The 19,260-nt window shown below is 57.9% G+C and carries 19 protein-coding genes; 7 read left to right on the plus strand and 12 right to left on the minus strand.

What is annotated here, in order from left to right; all coding sequences use genetic code 11:
• Positions 1-50: 50 nt before the first annotated feature.
• The gene (locus RGV33_RS25030) at positions 51-1,667 is read right to left on the minus strand and encodes an ATP-binding protein (RefSeq protein WP_322146912.1); all 1,617 of its coding nucleotides are present in this window, start codon (positions 1,665-1,667) and stop codon (positions 51-53) included.
• Entirely contained in the window at positions 1,664-2,389 is a 726-nt protein-coding gene (locus tag RGV33_RS25035; protein ID WP_322146914.1) for a response regulator, read from the minus strand. The genes RGV33_RS25030 and RGV33_RS25035 overlap by 4 nt, the downstream gene beginning before the upstream one ends.
• A gap of 807 nt (positions 2,390-3,196) precedes the next feature.
• Between RGV33_RS25035 and RGV33_RS25040 the strand changes: the two genes are divergently transcribed.
• From RGV33_RS25040 to RGV33_RS25050, 3 genes are all read left to right on the plus strand, one after another.
• A complete protein-coding gene (locus tag RGV33_RS25040) occupies positions 3,197-6,091 on the plus strand; it encodes a ribonucleoside-diphosphate reductase subunit alpha (protein WP_322146916.1) in 2,895 nt (964 codons plus the stop codon).
• Positions 6,092-6,234: 143 nt separating this feature from the next.
• Entirely contained in the window at positions 6,235-6,786 is a 552-nt protein-coding gene (locus tag RGV33_RS25045; RefSeq protein ID WP_322146918.1) for a hypothetical protein, read from the plus strand.
• Positions 6,768-7,181 (plus strand): hypothetical protein, encoded by a 414-nt coding sequence (locus RGV33_RS25050; protein ID WP_322146920.1) that lies wholly within the window; start codon positions 6,768-6,770, stop codon positions 7,179-7,181. Before RGV33_RS25045 ends, RGV33_RS25050 begins: the two co-directional genes overlap by 19 nt.
• 162 nt (positions 7,182-7,343) lie before the next feature.
• Here RGV33_RS25050 and RGV33_RS25055 read toward each other — a convergent pair whose 3' ends face one another.
• The 10 genes from RGV33_RS25055 to RGV33_RS25100 all read right to left on the minus strand — a co-directional run bounded on the left by RGV33_RS25055 (position 7,344) and on the right by RGV33_RS25100 (position 16,587).
• Complete coding sequence (locus RGV33_RS25055) at positions 7,344-7,733, minus strand: hypothetical protein (protein ID WP_322146922.1); 390 nt, start codon at positions 7,731-7,733, stop codon at positions 7,344-7,346.
• Positions 7,730-9,139 carry a PAAR domain-containing protein gene (locus RGV33_RS25060; RefSeq protein ID WP_322146924.1) on the minus strand — a complete coding sequence of 470 codons (1,410 nt, stop codon included), beginning with the start codon at positions 9,137-9,139 and terminating at the stop codon, positions 7,730-7,732. Before RGV33_RS25060 ends, RGV33_RS25055 begins: the two co-directional genes overlap by 4 nt.
• A gap of 125 nt (positions 9,140-9,264) precedes the next feature.
• On the minus strand, positions 9,265-9,747 hold the full coding sequence (locus tag RGV33_RS25065; RefSeq protein WP_322146926.1) for a hypothetical protein: 483 nt from the start codon (positions 9,745-9,747) through the stop codon (positions 9,265-9,267).
• 627 nt (positions 9,748-10,374) lie between these two features.
• Entirely contained in the window at positions 10,375-11,445 is a 1,071-nt protein-coding gene (locus RGV33_RS25070; RefSeq protein WP_322146928.1) for a hypothetical protein, read from the minus strand.
• Positions 11,446-11,588: 143 nt separating this feature from the next.
• Positions 11,589-12,911, minus strand: a complete 1,323-nt coding sequence (flgE, locus tag RGV33_RS25075; protein ID WP_322146930.1) for a flagellar hook protein FlgE — start codon at positions 12,909-12,911, stop codon at positions 11,589-11,591.
• A 31-nt stretch (positions 12,912-12,942) separates the two neighbouring features.
• The gene (gene flgD / locus RGV33_RS25080) at positions 12,943-13,671 is read right to left on the minus strand and encodes a flagellar hook assembly protein FlgD (RefSeq protein WP_322146932.1); all 729 of its coding nucleotides are present in this window, start codon (positions 13,669-13,671) and stop codon (positions 12,943-12,945) included.
• A gap of 16 nt (positions 13,672-13,687) precedes the next feature.
• Positions 13,688-14,140 (minus strand): flagellar basal body rod protein FlgC, encoded by a 453-nt coding sequence (gene flgC, locus RGV33_RS25085; protein WP_017475856.1) that lies wholly within the window; start codon positions 14,138-14,140, stop codon positions 13,688-13,690.
• A gap of 3 nt (positions 14,141-14,143) precedes the next feature.
• On the minus strand, positions 14,144-14,551 hold the full coding sequence (flgB, locus tag RGV33_RS25090; RefSeq protein ID WP_003214246.1) for a flagellar basal body rod protein FlgB: 408 nt from the start codon (positions 14,549-14,551) through the stop codon (positions 14,144-14,146).
• A 232-nt stretch (positions 14,552-14,783) separates the two neighbouring features.
• Positions 14,784-15,611, minus strand: coding sequence for a protein-glutamate O-methyltransferase CheR (cheR, locus tag RGV33_RS25095; protein WP_322146935.1), 828 nt, complete (start codon positions 15,609-15,611; stop codon positions 14,784-14,786).
• A 43-nt stretch (positions 15,612-15,654) separates the two neighbouring features.
• The gene (locus RGV33_RS25100; protein ID WP_322146937.1) at positions 15,655-16,587 is read right to left on the minus strand and encodes a chemotaxis protein CheV; all 933 of its coding nucleotides are present in this window, start codon (positions 16,585-16,587) and stop codon (positions 15,655-15,657) included.
• Between the two features lie 80 nt (positions 16,588-16,667).
• Between RGV33_RS25100 and flgA the strand changes: the two genes are divergently transcribed.
• From flgA to RGV33_RS25120, 4 genes are all read left to right on the plus strand, one after another.
• On the plus strand, positions 16,668-17,432 hold the full coding sequence (gene flgA / locus RGV33_RS25105; protein WP_322146939.1) for a flagellar basal body P-ring formation chaperone FlgA: 765 nt from the start codon (positions 16,668-16,670) through the stop codon (positions 17,430-17,432).
• A 141-nt stretch (positions 17,433-17,573) separates the two neighbouring features.
• On the plus strand, positions 17,574-17,897 hold the full coding sequence (flgM, locus tag RGV33_RS25110; protein WP_322146941.1) for a flagellar biosynthesis anti-sigma factor FlgM: 324 nt from the start codon (positions 17,574-17,576) through the stop codon (positions 17,895-17,897).
• A 48-nt stretch (positions 17,898-17,945) separates the two neighbouring features.
• On the plus strand, positions 17,946-18,413 hold the full coding sequence (locus RGV33_RS25115; protein ID WP_322146943.1) for a flagellar protein FlgN: 468 nt from the start codon (positions 17,946-17,948) through the stop codon (positions 18,411-18,413).
• A 95-nt stretch (positions 18,414-18,508) separates the two neighbouring features.
• Complete coding sequence (locus RGV33_RS25120) at positions 18,509-19,258, plus strand: flagellar brake protein (protein WP_322146945.1); 750 nt, start codon at positions 18,509-18,511, stop codon at positions 19,256-19,258.
• Positions 19,259-19,260 lie beyond the last annotated feature (2 nt).

Consider the following 19,260-nt stretch of genomic DNA (forward strand, 5'->3'; position numbering starts at 1 on the left):
GCGCGAAACCGAGTTGGGTCCAACGCAGCCTCGCCAGGGCTCGACAGCTGCTACGGGCGGGGTTTCTCTTGGTCTCTTGGCCAGCTCAGGCTGAAACACGCACCCCCCAGGTTGTTGCTCTTGCTGATCAACGCCCGCCCGCCGTGCCAATGAATGATCCGCCGGACAATCGACAACCCCAACCCGTGCCCGCCCGACGCACGGGTGCGGCTGTCATCCAGGCGCAGGAACGGGGTGAAGATGCGCTCCCAGGCACTTTCCGGTACTCCCGGCCCGTCGTCTTCCACGTCGATGCGGCAACGCACCTGGCCCACCTGGTAACTGATCAGTACCTGGCCCTGGGCATGGCGCATGGCGTTGCTCACCAGGTTTTGCAGGGCACGGTGCAAGTAGCGCGGCTCGGCCTCCACCCATGCGTCGTCCCAATGGGCTGAAGACAGGCAGATGCCCCGCGCTACGGTTATTTGCGGGCGTAGCGGGGAGAGTTCATCAATCACTTGGTCGAGCAACGCGCTGAGGTCGACCCGCTGGAAGTTCAGTGCCGGCGAACCCTGCTCCAGCCGTGCGTAGGTGAGCATCTCGTCCACCAGGCCATCGAGGTCCTGGATGTCGCTGTCCATGCCTTCCATGTACTTGCGCCGCGCCTCAGGCGTGGCCGCGTCGCTGATCATCTCCAGGCCGAACCGCAGGCGCGCCACCGGCGTGCGCAGCTCGTGAGACACCGCGCGCACCAATTCGCGCTGGATCGCCAACAGGCGTTGCAGGTGTTCGGCCATGCCATTGAACGCTGCTGCCAGGCGCCCCACCGAATCAGCACCGCGGGCCGGCACACGTACTTCCAGGCTGCCTTTGGCGATGCGCGTGGCGGCGGCTTCCAGGCCACTCAAGCGCCGCTCCAGCTGGCGCACCAATAGATAGACGATCAAGCCGATCAGGGTCAGGCTGATCAGTGCAATCAAAATCAGCCATTGCGGCGGGTATGGGTTCATCTGGTACAGCGGGCCGATTTCCAACACCCACGGCGTGCCGACCATGCCGGCAAACACCCGGATCGAATCGCCGCCCTTGCCCAGGGCCATCACCGTGTCGCCCTCGGACACGCGACGGCGCTGGTCGTCGTCCATATCAGCCTGGTCGAGCATCATCAGGTGCATCTCGAAGCCAAAACCCTTGGCCTGCTTGAGGTCTGCAAGCTTTTGCGGTTGCTCGGCCACCGGGAAACGCACCAGTTCATCGGCCAACAGGTAAATGGTCGCCCGGGCCAGCTGTTCACTGATTTGCTGCACTTCACCGGTAAGCAGCAGTTGCTCCTGATCACTGACCAGCCTCAGCACCCTGGCCGCGTGAGGGCCGGTTTGCTCCACCAGCACCTGCCCGCGTTGCAGGCGGGTACGCTGGCTCAGGTCCAGGTGCGCCTCGGCCACGGTTTGCAATTGCAGCGGGATGCCCAACAAGCGCTCCCACACCGCCAGCGCTCGGCGGCGTTCGATGGCGCTCATGGGTTGCAGGTTGTCGCCCATCAGCGCGAAGGTGCCATGGGCCAGGCGCTCGCGGTACTGGCCACTGCGCACTTCATTGAGCAGGTGCAAGGCCAGTACGCCGAGCAACGCCACCAGAATCAGTGCCGCGCACATGCCGCCGTAAATGCGCAGGAAGATCGAGTTCACGGCGTAAGGTCAGCGGCAGCTTCGGGGACGAACAGGTAGCCTTTGCTGCGAATGGTCTTGATCAGGCGCGGGTGGATCGGGTCGTCACCGATTTTCGGACGGATTCGCGAAATACGCACGTCGATGGAGCGGTCCTGGCCGTCATAGCCAATGCCGCGCAAGGCGGTGAAGATTTCCTCCCGGGACAGGATCCGCCCGGCATTCGCCACCAGCAGCCACAGCAGGTCGAACTCGGCGCTGGTCAGTTCGATGCCGCCTTCGTGCAGCCAGGCTTCGCGCAAGGCGTTGTCCACCACCAGCGGGCCAAATTGCAGGCGTCGCTGTTTTTCGGGGCTGGCCGGTTCGACACTTTCGCTGCGCCGCAGCAATGCCTGGATGCGCGCCAGCAGCAGGCGTGGGCGTACGGGTTTGCACACGTAGTCGTCGGCGCCCATGTCCAGGCCCAGCACCTGGTCCATGTCGTCGGTACGCGCGGTGAGCATCAGGATTACACCGTCGTAACGCTCGCGCACCTTGCGGCAAATGCTCAGGCCGTCTTCGCCGGGCAACATCAGGTCGAGGATCACCAGGTCGGGCTGTTCGGCGATGATTCGCGCCGCTGCCAGGGCGCCGTTGCCTTCCACCGATACCTGAAGGCCGTTGCCCTCCAGGTAATCACGGGTCAACTCAGCCAGTCGTTCGTCGTCCTCGACAATCAATACCTGCCAGGCTTCATGCTCCATGCGCTACCTCGGTTCTCATTATTGTAGGAGCGGGCTTGCCCGCGAAAACTCAAGGGCACCGCGTTTATTCAAGTTTCCAGCGTTATCGTTGACGTCGTTCGCGAGCAAGCTCACTCCTACGGTTGTCATGTGGAGTGAACAAGATATCGCGTGAATTAAGGGGCGATTGTAGCAACGGGCCAGCCCTCTAGCACAAGCGCGCAAATGCGTTCGGACATGGTGTTTTTTTGTGATAGGGTTCGCGCCCGCAAAAATCCAACCGGGGGGTTTCACCTCGGAATATTCAGTGACAAACGGTGCAATGCAGCAGTAATGCGGCCTACACGCCAGTTCCACGTTTCATACACATTTTACCCACAGCGTTATCCACAGGTAGTGCGTTGCCATACCCCCCAAAACGCATTATCTTGTAGGTCGTCGCAAAAAAACCCTACATGTAGGGTTTTCAGCGAAAAGACCAAACACAAATCAGACAAGAAACTCAAGTCCTTTCTTGCTCCTGCTTGGTTGAACTTAAGCCTTTTTCACAAGACCAAACCGCGTACGCGGATGGCAGCCGTTTTTAGCCCCGATCAGGCAAAAACGGTACGGGTGTTGCAGTACGAAACTGTCACCCACCAGGAATACGGTAAAGAGCCCCCAAGGCTTGTAACCGAAGACTTCGGCATGGAAGCGGCGCGAACAGCTCCCTTCCTCCTGTCCCGAAGTTGTTATGCCAGGCCCTTGGCCTGTTGTAAGTGCTTCAGGACGGAACGGTGGGCACCGTGATGGTGCCCAAATAAATATAGAATGTGGAGACAACCCCCCATGCAAACCGACACAACTCGCGAGAACCCGCAAGGCTCCGTGCCGCAGGCCGCTGATTCGAATATGGATCTGTCTGCCACCGCGCCGGGCCAACTGCGTGTGATCAAGCGTAACGGCACTGTCGTTCCTTATACCGATGACAAAATCACCGTCGCCATCACCAAAGCGTTTCTTGCAGTTGAAGGCGGCACCGCTGCCGCCTCGTCGCGCATCCACGACACCGTTGCCCGCCTCACCGAACAGGTCAGCGCAACGTTCAAGCGTCGCATGCCATCGGGCGGCACCATCCACATCGAAGAAATCCAGGACCAGGTTGAACTGGCCCTGATGCGTGCCGGCGAGCAGAAGGTTGCACGCGACTACGTGATCTACCGTGACGCCCGTTCCAAGGAACGTGCTGTACGCACCCCGGCCGAAGAAGCCGCCGTGCAAGCTCACCCCTCGATCCGTATTACCCTGGCCGACGGTACGTTTGCACCGCTGGACCTGGGCCGCCTGAACACCATCATCACCGAGGCCTGCGAAGGCCTGGAAGAAGTCGACGGCGACCTGATCCAACGCGAAACCCTGAAGAACCTGTACGACGGCGTGGCCCTGACCGACGTCAACACCGCCCTGGTGATGACCGCCCGTACCCTGGTTGAACGTGAGCCGAACTACTCGTTCGTGACCGCGCGCCTGCTGATGGACACCCTGCGCGCCGAAGGCCTGGGCTTCCTCGGCGTCGCCGACAGCGCCACTCACCACGAGATGGCCGACCTGTACGCCAAGGCCCTGCCTGCCTACATCGCCAAGGGCATCGAATTCGAATTGCTGAACCCGATCCTGGCCACCTTCGACCTGGAAAAACTCGGCAAGGCGATCAACCACGAGCGCGACCAGCAGTTCACCTACCTGGGCCTGCAAACCCTGTACGACCGTTACTTCATCCACAAGGACGGTATCCGCTTCGAACTGCCGCAAGTGTTCTTCATGCGCGTGGCCATGGGCCTGGCGATCGAAGAGAAGCACAAGGAAGACCGTGCGATCGAGTTCTACAACCTGTTGTCGTCCTTCGACTACATGTCGTCCACTCCGACCCTGTTCAACGCCGGCACCCTGCGTCCACAGCTGTCGAGCTGCTACCTGACCACCGTGCCGGATGACCTGTCGGGCATCTACCACGCGATCCACGACAACGCCATGCTGTCCAAATTCGCAGGCGGCCTGGGCAACGACTGGACGCCGGTGCGTGCACTGGGTTCGTACATCAAGGGCACCAACGGCAAGTCGCAAGGCGTTGTACCGTTCCTCAAAGTAGTGAACGACACCGCTGTGGCCGTGAACCAGGGTGGCAAGCGCAAAGGCGCTGTATGTGCCTACCTGGAAACCTGGCACATGGACATTGAAGAGTTCATCGAGCTGCGCAAGAACACCGGTGATGACCGTCGTCGCACCCACGACATGAACACTGCCAACTGGATCCCGGACCTGTTCATGAAGCGCGTCTTCGATGACGGCCCGTGGACCCTGTTCTCGCCATCCGAAGTGCCAGACCTGCACGACCTGACCGGCAAGGCCTTCGAAGAGCGCTACGAGTACTACGAAGCCCTGTCCCAGTACCCGGGCAAGATCAAGCTGTTCAAGACCATCCAGGCCAAAGACCTGTGGCGCAAGATGCTGTCCATGCTGTTCGAAACCGGCCACCCATGGCTGACCTTCAAAGACCCGTGCAACCTGCGCAGCCCGCAGCAGCACGTGGGCGTGGTCCACAGCTCGAACCTGTGCACCGAGATCACCTTGAACACCAACAAGGACGAGATCGCCGTTTGCAACCTGGGCTCGATCAACCTGCCGAACCACATCACCAACGGCAAGCTGGACACCGTAAAGCTTGCACGTACCGTGAACACCGCCGTTCGCATGCTCGATAACGTTATCGACATCAACTACTACTCGGTGCCACAGGCGCAGAACTCCAACTTCAAGCACCGTCCGGTTGGCCTGGGGATCATGGGCTTCCAGGACGCTTTGTACCTGCAGCACATTCCTTACGGTTCGGACGCTGCGGTCGAGTTCGCCGACAAGTCCATGGAAGCGGTCAGCTACTACGCGATCCAGGCTTCCTGCGACCTGGCCGACGAGCGCGGTGCCTACGAGACGTTCCAGGGTTCGCTGTGGTCCAAGGGCATCCTGCCGCTGGATTCGCAACAGATCCTGATCGAACAACGTGGCCAGAAGTACATCGACGTTGACCTGAACGAATCCCTGGACTGGGCGCCGGTACGTGCCCGTGTGCAGAAAGGCATTCGTAACTCCAACATCATGGCCATCGCACCGACCGCCACCATCGCCAACATCACCGGCGTATCGCAGTCGATCGAACCGACCTACCAGAACCTGTATGTGAAATCGAACCTGTCGGGCGAATTCACCGTGATCAACCCGTACCTGGTTCGCGACCTGAAAGCCCGCGGCCTGTGGGACTCGGTGATGATCAACGACCTGAAGTACTACGACGGTTCGGTGCAGCAGATCGAGCGCATCCCGCAAGAACTCAAAGAGCTCTACGCGACTGCCTTCGAAGTGGACACCAAGTGGATCGTTGACGCAGCCAGCCGTCGCCAGAAGTGGATCGACCAGGCTCAGTCGCTGAACCTGTACATCGCCGGCGCATCGGGCAAGAAGCTCGACGTGACCTATCGCATGGCCTGGTACCGTGGCCTGAAAACCACTTACTACCTCCGTGCCCTGGCCGCGACCAGCACCGAGAAGTCGACCATCAACACCGGTAAGCTGAACGCTGTTTCCAGCGGCAACCACGGTGATGATTCGGTGCTCGCCGCACCAGCCGGCCCGGCCCCAGTGCCTAAAGCCTGCGCGATCGACGAGCCGGATTGCGAAGCTTGCCAATAGGAATCATAAGATTTAAAACGTATACTTTGTAAATAGATAAACCCTCCAACCCCTTGAGTCATAAGGGGAAGGAGAGTTTACTTGCTGTATACCCCTCCCTATACTCCCCGGCCAATCTAGTTCACACGCCGGAAGCGTATACATTGATCAGTTTCTCCATCAAATCCTTTACGGCGACAGACGACCTTCCCATGGTGGTGCTGATCGACCAAGAAGGGCGCCCCCTCTTCCTCCCCAATGTTTACGCAACCCTCCGATACCGCGATGTAGGTTTCGCAGCAACCACCATTGAGAAGGTGCTCCGCTCGGTGGGGATGGCTTATCTGTGGGCGGCCTCGCGGAAAATTGATCTCAACCAAGCTCTCTGCTCCGAGTCCTTCCTCTCGATTGAGCAATGCGAGGATCTAGCTTTCTTCCTCCGGCTCGACCGGGGTGCTCAAGATCAAATAGTGCAAGAGTCACTGACTCCAACTCCGCGACGAATCGTGCGCCTTGAGCAGGTGCGTCGGGTGACCACTACAAGCGCACCTCGGACAATGATCTCGGCAGTCGAGGGTGGCTATCGAATCCGAACAGTCGCGAACTTCTTGGGGTTCAACCACGACCGGGTCAAGCCGAAAGCATCTCAAAAACCTCGAAAGGAGCTAACCAAAGCTCGTGAATGGGGTTCTTCTAAATGGGCGCACCAAAGCTAAACGATACCGGAATCGAAAAGGCAGTCCGCCTCCTGGATGGCTGGGCCGGAAAACTAACTTGGGATCGCTACCTCGCCATGTTAGAGGTCGAGATTGGGCACAAGTACACCAAGGCGGCAATGCTCAGACATCCCCGGATCAAAGCTGCCTGGGATCACGCCAAAGAGCAGGCAAAGGAAAGCGACGGGGCTAGCGGCTCACGTAGCGCGATTGAGACGGAGAAAGCTCTTGAGCGCATTCGACTGCTAGAGACCCGCGTAGAACGCCTCACTCGTGAAAATAACGGCCTGCTGGAGCAGTTTGTGCGCTGGAGCCACAACGCTGTCCGGGGAGGCCTCACTCTGGATGACCTCGACCGACCCTTGCCTTACGCCAAACCCAAAGAGATTCGATAGGCAGCAGGATGCTGTGTCGGAGCTACGGGCGTTTTGAGCACGAAGAAAAATCCCAGTGTTCTCAAGAACACTGGGATTTTTTGGCCCATAGGTACCGACGCGGAGGGCTTTCGAGCAAAGGGTGCCTAATGGCCCTCCGGTCGAGTCGAGGCGAACGAGAGACTATTTGAGTATCCCTGACTTTCTAAGAACGAAAAGTAAGATCAACGCAGCTAAAAGCACTATTGCAGCCCATTTGATCGCTAGTAGCTTTCGCCTCAGAGGTGCCGGAAAACTGTTCAAATCTTCGATACTGGCGCCGCCATGTTTTAGGTAATACCCTGGAAACGTAACAACCCCAGCTATCCAGCCGACCAGCAGGAGCTTTCCCCAAGGCCCACCATCCTTAAGCGGGGCCTGAACCATGACGGCAGAACAATTCTTTAAATGCTCCAGCATCAAGTCCATCCTGGTATACGCCATATGAAGCGCGACCCCGATGCAAGCAAGTATCCCACCAAAATCGAGTAACCCTGCGACCAGGAATACTTTGTCAGCAACGCTCACAGTCATTTAACAGCCTCATAAACAACTTCAGCCATCTCTTCACCAAATGCTCCACCAATTGCACCGGAAGCCAAAGAACCAGCGCCGACCACCACAACGCCACAAACCAAAGGGGCTAAACCGCCAGTCGGAACACCGAGTGCGACACACATAGCTGCAACCATTGGGCCAGTTAAGGCCAAACCAGCAACCGCACCACCTGCGACGCCACCGGCAAAGCTGCCAGTCTCAGTAAATTTGACTTTTTTGCAAGCCTCTGTGGAGCCTGCGGAGCACACATCTTGAACCTTCATATACGAGGCGCCGCCACCAATAGCAGTGCCGATCCAGCCACCGTACTTGACGATTTTCGCTGCTTTTGAGACGCCTTCGATGTGCGTGGCATAGCCTGGAATTTGCCCTGCTGCACCGGCCTGAGTCCAGCTATGAACCAAACTGCGACTGGAAATGCCCAGTGCGCTTTTCAAGTTCGGGTGATCCGGGAAGCCAATGCCCTTTCGAGTCATCGCCGTCAGGTTGGTGTCGAGCGTTGCGAGCAGCCGTTTACGTTCGGCAAAAAACTCCGGCGACCTCAAGTGCCCATCGGCCTGGAACGCACGTTGGTGCAGCGCTTCGATATCACGCAGAACAGTTTTAACGTCCTCCAGGTTCCTGGCGAACATGGCTTCACCAACACCGATGGAGGTCGATCCGTAACCAAGAAACTTTGTTATTTCGTCACGGTGCCGTGCCATAAAGTCGGCTTCGTCCGCGCTAAGCGGCTTGAGCGCGTCATTGGTCTTGGCCGCCGCTTCCATCAGCCACGCTTCTTCACGGGAGCACTGAAAATTATTCGGATCGCTGAGGACGATCATCGAGCCGGCTTTGACGTCACCTAGATCAGGGTTGAGCGCCCGAAACATGCTCATCACAGTTGAATCACGCATGGGGAAAAGCGTGGCCTCCAGCGCCTCGCGGGTCATGCTTTTGGGCACCACATAGAAACCAGGTTCCTGGGCCGCTACGCGGCTGAATACTGGTGGAGCTGAATGGCCTGACGGGGAAAGCGCGGATTGGCGCGGTGCGACTGAGGGGCTGGTGACCGTTGAAGAGGCCGGTTGAGCCGTTCTTCGGGCCGCTGGTGGTGCAGACTTTTCGTTCCGGTAGGTTGCGGTAAACACCGTGGGGATCAGTTGGGCTCTGCAGGGGCAATCGCTGAAGCTGTCCAGCGTGCCAGCCACATGCCTGCCATGGCTCACCATATGCGAAATGCCGCCGACGATCCGATAAGTTTTTCCGTCCTTGCCGCAAGAGACTCGATCACCTGCGCAAGCATGAAGAAGGCCATAGATGTTGACTCTGGGATCACCATCCAACACTTTGCCGCCGCAGGTGGTTTTGTCACCCAAGCCAATGAAATAACCATCAGTCATTGATTTTTTCTCCATTTCACCTGGTCGAAGCCAAGCTGTTTCCGAGCGTAAATTGATCGTCAGTTTCTACATCATTCGAACAGCGCGACACTGAGCAATCATCAAGCAGTGCAACACCTCATGGCTCACTCGATAGAGGGCAGAAAGTCCTCTGCCCGTTGCACGCCCTCACGCATCACAAGCACGCAGGCGCCTTGGGGCGTATTGATAATCTCGTCGCCATTACTGAGCTGACTGCCCACCAGTGCAAGATGGAAATGCTCTTCCCCTGAGGTCGTTACGATTTGCGCCTTACTGCCATCGGCATACACGACGTAATCGCCCTTCTGTGCTGCGCGTACTTGCTGACCGCTATCCAATTTGAATTCCATCGACGATGTCGCGTGTTGAACCACGCCGCCGTCACGGGTTTGGCTGCCATCGGCGGCCACTCGGTAAATAGCGATCGGGGGATGAGCTTTAGCGTAGGCTCGATTTTCATGAACAACCGCCAAGGCTTGTTCGTTGAAACCGGCCAGTTGCTGCTCTGTGAAGTGGGATTTGTCCAGAGTGCGGAGAAACTCAGGGGTGACTTCGTTGGTATACAAGAGGGGCGATACTGCATTCATTTGTATGATCCTGATCCATGGGGGCTTTGGACTACTGTCCTCTTGTCACTTCGGCGAGAGCGAGATACCAGATGCACCTCGGTCAATGGCAATAAGTGAGAGGATGTAATCCGCAGGCAGCACCCTGGAGCGGCGATCATCGAAAGTAAATAGGACTTTTCCCAAAGGCTCTCATTCCCAGAGAATCTGTTTGGTCAGCAGCATCAGCATACAAAGAAGCGTTATTGCTGGATTACACATTTTGGCTTCATTGCTGCCCAATATGGGTAGAGCTTACCCCAAACCGCAACGCCCCCAATGACCTTGGGCAACCACCAATTTGGCTCCGCTAGCAAGTGAGCGTTCGAGAAAGATCAGCCAGAATGATGAAAATTCTCGGGGTCGTAATCTCACTTTTCTAGCGTATACTTTCGGCACCAAAAGCAGTCTAAAAACTGCGAATGTATACGTTTTTGAGATTGAATCTAGACAGAAAACCTGCAAGACCCTTATGTGTACGGCGCAAAACCTATGTATACGCTCCCATACATAAAGCTTTTGCCAGTAAGCTGAACCCACCTTGGGTTTAATCACCCAAGGTTGAAAAACCCCCGATAGGCCCAAGGCGTATCGGGGGTTTTCTTTTGCCTAAAACAATACGGTCGCGGTACCCGATTGAGGTGCGCCGCCTCGCCTGCCCCACAACTCGATCCGGCCATCGATCACGGCCATCGAATGGCCGTTGTATTCAACCGTCCCTACCTTGCTGTTTCTCAAATCGGCGTTATTCACGGACCTGTAACGCCCTTTCAAGCCCAAACGGTCCAGACCTTCGCGCGCGAACTCCCCGTCGTTGAGGCTATTCATCGCCGCCTGGAAACTACCCCCAGCCGTACCATCGTTGTTCTCTTTCTGCGCCCGCTTGGCACTCGCGGCGTACATGAAGTTGGCGTCGGTCATCATAGCCGGATCATCGCCCTTGAAACGTGCGTGCGTGGCAGCCTGCTGCAATTCGTCCTGCGACAGGGAGAGCTCGAACCCATCGCGCATGGTCACGTCGAATCCATTGCCATTCTCCTTCACCTCTTTGAAGACGTCGGTGGGCTTCTGGCCAAATTGCATCATCGCGGCCTTTATCGCTGACACGGTGATGCAGTTGCCGTCGGGGCCCTGACTGAAACCACTCCAGATATTGTCCGGCTTTTTTCCGGGGTTACTGTTGTCGGGTTTGTAGTTGAAGTGCTTGGCGCCTTCGGTAATCGGCTTGTTGCTCGTAGACTCGGTGGGACCAAACCCACCACCACCGCCACCTCCGCGACCACCTCCACCTCCGCCGCCTCCACCACCAGGCGAAGGCGTGGGTGCTGGCGCAGGGGAAGGCGTATCGGGGAACGCGTCCGGAAACAGGGCCTTCAACAGCGCCAGCCATTGCTCGGACAGCTGCTTTTTCAGCTGCTCAAGGATCTCCTTGAATGCCTCCTCCCCCAGCTCTTTTCGTTTTTCATGAAGCTTGTCACGCAGGTCCTGGGCGGTCTGGCTCTTGGAGCTTTTCTCGGCGTCGTCAAGTTGCTTGAGCAACTGCGTAACGGTTTCCTTATCAGACGCCAGGTCATCCTTTGTGCCTTGCGAACCACCGGCGTCACTCAGGTACTGCGCAATCCTTCCAACGTCATGACGCATTCCCACCGCGTCACGGTCCAATACCGACGAATTCCACATACCCTTTCCCCCACCCTATGATCACAAGGCACAACGACTCTTGGCCAAATAGGTGGCAGAACAGGAAGGGCACGTTCCACAGGAGACAAAAAAAAGCCCCTCGATCGAGGGGCTTTCCGGTGAAGCAGCTTAACGCGACAACATCAGGTCATCTGAATGATGGTCTGCATAATGGTGCTTTGGGTGGAGATCGTCTTGGCGTTCGCCTGGTAGTTGCTCTGGGCCTTGATCAGGTCCACCAACTCGTTGGTCAGGTTGACGTTGGAGTTTTCCAGGGAGTTGGCCACGATCGAACCCAGGGTACCGACTTGCGGGGTATCAAAACCCGGCTGGCCCGAAGCGAAGGTTTCTTTCCAGGTGGTGCCGCCGGCTGGCTGCAGGCCCTGCTCGTTGTTGAAGCTGGCCAGGGAAATCTGGCCGATGGCCTTGCTCTGCTGGTTGCTGAACGTGGCGAACAGTACACCGCTGCCGTCGATTTTCAGCCCGGTGATTTGGCCGGTGGCGTAGCCATCGGTGGTCGGCGGGTTGCGGTAGGTGGCCGAGTTGTACTGGGTGATGCTCGCCATGTTGACGGCTACGCCGTCGGTATTGGCGGCCGCGCCGTTAGGTGTCCAGACGCCATTGACCAGGCCGCCCGGCTTCCAGTCGGAAATGGTCAGGGTGGTATTGGAAGCGGTGGCTGGCGGGGTAATGATCCCCGAGAGCTTGCCGGAAGTGTCAAACGACAGCGTCGAGGCAACAGGTGCCTTGACGTCAGTGCCGGAGCCACTGATCGGCGAGCCGTCAGGGTTGCGTCCATCGATCAGGGTGTAGGACTTCCAGGTGTTGGAGTCTGTCTTCACCAGGTACTGCACCATCGGATGCGCGTTACCCTGCGTATCGTAGAGCGTGGTGGTGTACTGAGTGGTGAAGCTGTCCGATTTGGTCGGATCAAACGGGTGCGCCGTCTGGTCGATCGCCGTCTCGGAGGAGTTCAGGTTACTGGTGGAGTCCACCTTGCTCGAAGCCTGCGGCGGCAGGTACGACAGGTTGAGCTGCAGGTCGGTCAAGCCGCCCTTCTGGATGTTGCCATCGGCATCCGCTGCGTAGCCTTGCAGGCGCGAAGTGCCGGTGTTGTTGGTGATGTAGCCGTCCTTGTCTGCACGGAAAGCACCGTTACGGGTGTATTCCAGCGAACCGTCGCTGCCCTTCTGCACGAAGAAGCCACCGCCCTGGATCGCCATGTCCAGCGTGCCACCGCTGTTGTTGACGTCACCCTGGGTGAACTGCTGGGACACAGCCGCCAGGTTTACGCCGTTGCCGACGCTGTTCTGGCCGGTACCCAGTTTGGAAGCCGCGTAGATATCCGAGAATTCGGCACGGGACGACTTGAAGCCGGTGGTCGCGACGTTGGCGATGTTGTTGCCGGTCACGTCCAGTTGTTTGTTGGCCGCATAGAGACCGCTAAGGCCGATATTAAAAGACATTGTTCTCTCCTTTTGCCGTATTTAGCCGGCTCTATGTACCGATAGTCTGAATTTGCGACAGCTTGATACTGCCCATGCCGCCCGCCAGGTTGAGCACCATTTCACCGCCGGTCTGGCTCAGGGTTACGCTGGTCACTGTTGCCGGCAACGAGGTGGCGAGGGCCACCGAGTCGCCTTTGTCATTCTTGGTGGCGGCATTGAAGGTGTAGGTGCCGGCAGGCGCCGTCTCTCCCGCATCGGTCTTGCCGTCCCAGACAAAGCTGGAACTGCCGGCGCTCTGGGCGCCCATGTCGAGGGTGCGAACAACGTTGCCGTCCTTGTCAGTGATCTTGACGGAGACGTTGCCCGTCGCCGCTGTCACCGCCACGGAACCGGTCATGCTCTTGCTGGTATCGACCATCGCCTTGTCGGTCTGGGTGATCACCGAGCGGCCCACCAGCGATGAAGCCTGCAGCGCCTGGGAGGAGCTGAAGTTGCTGGAAATCGCATTTACCGAGTCATTCAGGTTGTTGATGCCTTCCAGACTGCTGAACTGCGCCAGTTGTGCCACGAACGCGCCATTGTCCTGGGGCGACAGCGGGTCCTGGTTTTTCAGCTGGGTCACCAGCAATTGCAGGAACGCGTCCTTGCCCATCGCCTGGTTGCCCGTCGCCGACTTGGCGGCGTCACCGACGCTGGTGTTATCTGTAGCCGTCTTGACCTTGGTGTTGAAAAGATCCTGGACCGCCGTGTTCGTCGAACTGGTATCAACAATGGCCATTATTTGGCGCCCCTTATCACTGACCCAGGGTCAGGACTTTCTGCATCATGGTTTTGGCGGTGTTCATCATTTCCGCGTTGGTCTGGAACGAGCGGCTGGCGGAAATCATGTCTGCCATTTCCTCGACCACGTTGACGTTGGGGTAGTAAACGTACCCTTTGGCGTCGGCAGCCGGATGGTTCGGTTCGTAGCGGGCGTCGAGGTTGCTTTGGTCTTCGACCACACCGAGCACCTGTACACCTTGGCCTGCGGCATCCTGGTTCTGGAACAGCGAATCGCCGCTGCCGCTCTGGCCGCCTTGGCCGCCCTGGAACATGGTGGCGAACACCGGGTGCCGGGCGCGGTAGGTCTGGTCAATGCTCGACGACACGGTCTCGGCGTTGGCGATGTTACTGGCGACGGTGTTGAGGCGCGTGGTCTGCGCGCTCATGCCACTACCGGCAATATTAAAAACACTGGCGAGGGACATGGCTTACTCTCCACGCAGGGCAGACATCAGCCCTTTGAATTTACTGTTGAGCAGGGTAAAGCTGGCCTGGAAGTTCACCGAGTTCTCGGCGTAGGCCGATTGCTCCAGCTGGGCGTCCACGGTGTTCTGGTCGATCGACGGTTGCATCGGCGTGCGATACAGCAGCGACTCGTCACCATTACCCAGGCCTTGCGCTTCGATATGACGGCTGTTGGTCATGTTCAGGGCGAAGGTGCCGTTCTTGGTCTTGTCTTGCTGGGCGGCGAGCACGGCAGAGAAGTCCAGGTCCCGAGCCTTGTAGTTCGGGGTGTCGGCGTTGGCAATGTTGTTGGCCAGGACTTCGGCACGCTGGGCGCGGAAGCCCAGGGCTTGTTCGTGGATACCGAGCGCTTTATCGAAGCTGATGCTCATGGCGGAAACCTTTAGGCTGACCTGCTTTTCGTAACAAGGGTTTTAGCAAGGGCCATGCCAAGTTGCTTGAGCGCCGTAAATCAAGGCTTTGCGAGGACATTGCCGGCGGCAATGCCAGAAAAGCGGCAAAGGGCTTCCGCGAAACGCCAGTAAAGCGGCAATAAGGGCTTGCCGCTTTACCGCCATAAAAAAGGGAGGCCTGTGCGGGCCTCCCTTTCTGTTCATGCATTCATCACTTGGCCTGGTAAATGATCCCGGGGCTGCACTGCACCATCTGGTAATGATCCGGCAAACCGTTCAGCGCCTCGGAAGCGCCCAGGAACAGATAGCCGCCACGCTTGAGGGTGCCGTGGATGCGCAACAAGATGTCTTTCTTCACTTCTGCCGAGAAGTAGATCAACACATTGCGGCAAAACACCATGTCGAACTTGCCGAGGCTGGCGTAGCTGTCCAGCAGGTTGAACGAGCGAAACTCAACCCGGCTCTTGATCGGTGCCTTCACCGCCCAGCGCCCGGCGCCCTTGGGATCAAAGAAGCGTTGCAGACGTTCCTGCGACAACCCGCGCCCCAGTGCCAGGCTATCGTACTCGCCGGTCTTGCAGTTGGTGAGCATGGTGCCGGACAAGTCAGTGGCCACGATTTGCGCACCGGCCTTTAACTGGCCCAGGTTGGTCCGCTCGAACTCATCGATGGACATCGAAATCGAATACGGCTCCTGCCCCGACGAACACGCGGCCGACCAAATGCGCAAGCGCTGGCCGGGCGCAGCCTTGATCGCCTCGGGCAGCACCTTGCTCTTAAGCACTTCAAACGGATAGGTATCACGAAACCACAAGGTTTCATTGGTGGTCATGGCATCGACCACCATTTCCTTGAGCCCGCTGCGCGGTTGGCCCTGGATCCGTTGCACCAACTCCCCGAGGGACTTGATGCCTTGCTGCTCCATCAGTTTGTTGAGACGGCTGGATACCAGGTACTGCTTGTTTTCACCGAGCAATATGCCACAGGCTTTTTCCAGGAAGACCCGGAACTGTTCGAAATCCAAATTACCCGTAGACAATGATACCGCCTCTTAAATCGTGTGACCGCCAGGGAAAAAGCCCCTAGCCGTGATCTGCTGCCTTGATCCGGTCGACTACCCGGGATGCCAGGTCATCAGGGCGGAACTTGGCCAGGAAGTCATCGGCACCGACCTTCTTGACCATCGCCTGATTGAATACACCCGACAACGAAGTATGCAGGATGATATGTAGTTTTTGCATGCGTGGGTCGTTGCGTATCTCGGCCGTGAGGGTGTAGCCGTCCATTTCCGGCATCTCGATGTCGGAGATCATCATCAGGAATTCTTCTTCCGGCTTCTTGCCCTCATCCACCAGCTTGCGCAGGTAGTCCAGGGCCTGGCGCCCGTCATTGAGCGCCACCACTTCAACGCCCACCGTCTGCAGGCAACGAGACACCTGCTTGCGCGCCACCGAGGAGTCGTCCACCGTCAGCACCCGCAGCGAGATCGCCTTGTGTGCGGTTTCGGCGTCTACTACGCCGACCGAGATCGCCTCCGAGGTCGGGGCCACTTCGGCGAGGATTTTCTCTACGTCGATGATTTCCACCAACTGGTTGTCGACTCGCGTCACCGCCGTGAGGTAGTGATCGCGCCCCGTGCCCTTGGGCGGCGGATGGATCTCTTCCCAGTTCATGTTGACGATGCGTTCCACCGAGCGCACCAGGAAACCCTGGGTCTTGGTGTTGTACTCGGTGATGATCACAAACGGATTCTCACGGTCCTGCAAACCGGCCGAACCGGTTGCCATTGCCAGGTCAAGAATCGGGATCGTCGCGCCACGGATGCTGGCCACACCACACACCACCGGGCTGGACTTGGGCATTATTGTCAGCTTGGGACATTGCAGCACTTCCCGAACCTTGAAGACGTTAATCCCGTACAGCTGCTTGCCGTCCAGACGAAACAGCAGCAACTCCAGGCGATTCTGCCCTACCAGCTGTGTGCGCTGGTTTACTGAATCCATTACACCGGCCATGCCCAGACTCCTACGCTAAAACTTAGGGGTACGACGCGCACCCAACACTAAACGGCACGAGCTTTGCTTTTTTATTGGCCATGGATATCAAAACGACAGTTTCCCGACGCCTCCGATCCCCACAGTACCGCAGATTGCTCTGCGCCTCGATGGCGTTGCTTGTCTTGGCCACAGGCCAAGCAACCCGCGCCGATAACGTCACCTTGCCTGATCTGCTTATCGGCGTCACTCAAGGCTTTCTTGAGTTCACTGTAGAAGATTATCTGGCTACCACGCAGACACCCGGGCGTTATGAAATCCAGGTCAACCAACTGGATCCGCGCCTGCGCATGCCCATGTGCGACAAGGAATTGACAGCCAGCCTGGAAAGCCCGGCCCAACCCATCGGGCGTGTGACCGTAAAGGTACGCTGCGAAGGCGCATCGCCCTGGACAGTGTTCGTGCCGGCCCAGGTCAAGTTGTTTCGCGACGTAGTGGTGGTTACCCGCCCCCTGAAACGTACCGGGATCATTGGCTATGAAGACGTTGCGATGCGCGAGCGGGACATCAGCCTGATCAACCAGGGCTACCTCACGACCCTTGACCAGGCGATCGGGCAAAAACTTACCCGACCAATGGTGGCCGACCAGGTGATTACCCTGGTCCATCTTGAACAGGCCGAAGTGGTGCGAAAAGGTGACCAGGTGGTGATTTCCGCCAGCAGCGGCGGCCTGAATGTAAAAATGCCGGGGGAAGCCCTGTCCAATGGCGGCATGAGTGAACAGATTCGCGTCAAGAACCTGAACTCCAACCGAGTGATCAAGGCCCGGGTAACTGCACCGGGGCAGGTTGAGGTGGCGTTATAGATCACTGGCATAGGACGCCAGCTTTTCCTACACTGTGCGCAAAGCAGCATCGCGCATAGGTTTATTGTCAATCGAGCCTAAAGTTTGTCCGGGTATGGCCGAAAACATGGCAAGCGTCCAAATACCCAGAGGTTTTTTAACATGGTCATCGATTTCAGTCGTTTGAATAACGCCCTGCCAACGCCCGGTTCTTCGCGCACCAACGGTGCCAAAGACAGCGTTGAAGCCAAGTCCCAGCCTCTGCCTGCCAAGACAGAACAGGCCGGTGCCAGCCAAAGCGGGGAATCGGTACACCTGAGCAATGAGGCTCAACAGTTGCAGAAGGTCACTGACTCGCTGAACGATCAACCGGTTGTCAATAAAGCCCGCGTGGCTGAATTGAAGCAGGCGATTGCTGATGGCAGCTATAAGGTCGACAGCAACCGTGTAGCCAGCAAGCTGCTTAACTTCGAAGCCGAGCGCTAGGCAAAGGCCTGCGCCAGGCTTTTGGACGCTTAAACCCCAAGGCCAGCCATGCACGACGAAAACTTGCTACAACTGATCATTGAAGATTTGGCTCCCGCACAGCACTTGCTGGAGTTACTTCGGGAAGAGTCCCTGGCCCTGTTCGGCCGCGACATGCTTACGCTGGAAGAAATTCTGGCGCGCAAGCAATCGCTGATCGTCCTGCTGGAACAGCACGGCAAGAAGCGCAGCCAGATTCTCGTCAGCCTAGGCCTGCTGGCCGACCACAAAGGCCTGGAGCAACTCGCCAGCCACTCTACAGTGGGCGACCAGTTGCTGGCCCAGAGCAAAGAACTCAACCAGTTGCTGACCCTGTGCCAGGAAACCAACACCCTCAACGGCCAGGCCATCCAGCGTCAACAAGCCACGACCGCCAATCAGTTGCGTATCCTCCACGGCGGCGAGCCTCCGGCCCTCTACAACGCTCAAGGCTCCACCTCGCGCCTGGCCAAGCCAAGCACCCGCAGCCAAGCCTGAAACCAGTTTAAGCGCGCCCTATCCAAGGCGTGCCACATACTGGCAAAATGACAGCGCTTGCGTGTAGTCGTATTTTGTCTGGAGATGGAAGAACCGTGTTCAACGCCCTCAACGCGGAAGATGCTCCGCAGCCACCCAAGGTACTCACCACGCCTCTGGAAATCGCCGGCACTTTGCGGATGCTGCAAGAAAGCCACGACCCGCTGATCATCACCTTCCACGAACGCAACCAGCGCTTCCAAAGCTACCTGGTCGAAGTCGACCGGGACAGCCAGTCACTGGCCCTGGACGAAATGATTCCGCGCGACGGCGAACGCTACCTTGAGAATGGCGAAGCTTTCCGCATCGAAGGTTTTCATGATGGCGTGCGAGTGGCCTGGGAAAGCAACGGCAACCTGACCCTCGATGAAGCCAATGGCCACCGCGTGTACCGCGGCAGCATGCCCGACGAAGTGATTTACCATCAGCGCCGCAATGCCTTCCGCGCCGCCCTCAAACTGGCGCAACTGGTCAGTGTCGAGCTGGGTGGTGAAAAACTCAAGGCGCCGATCAGCGGCAAGCTGCTGGACATTTCTGCCACTGGCTGCAAATTGCGCTTTGAGGGCGATATCTCCGAGCGCCTGCAATTGGGCCAGGTCTACGACCGCTTTATTGCCGCCCTGCCCTTCGGCAGCATGACCACTGCGGTGGAACTGCGTTACCTGCACTTCGAAGAAAGGATCAATACGACGTTTGCCGGCGTACGCTTTCACAACATGAGCGGGCTGGTACAGCGCCAGGTCGAGCGCTTTGTGTACCAGCTGCAGCGTGAAGCGCGGCGGTTTGACAAGGACGACGACCTTTAAGC

It is taken from the genome of Pseudomonas sp. Bout1 (assembly GCF_034314165.1).
Taxonomy (GTDB): domain Bacteria; phylum Pseudomonadota; class Gammaproteobacteria; order Pseudomonadales; family Pseudomonadaceae; genus Aquipseudomonas.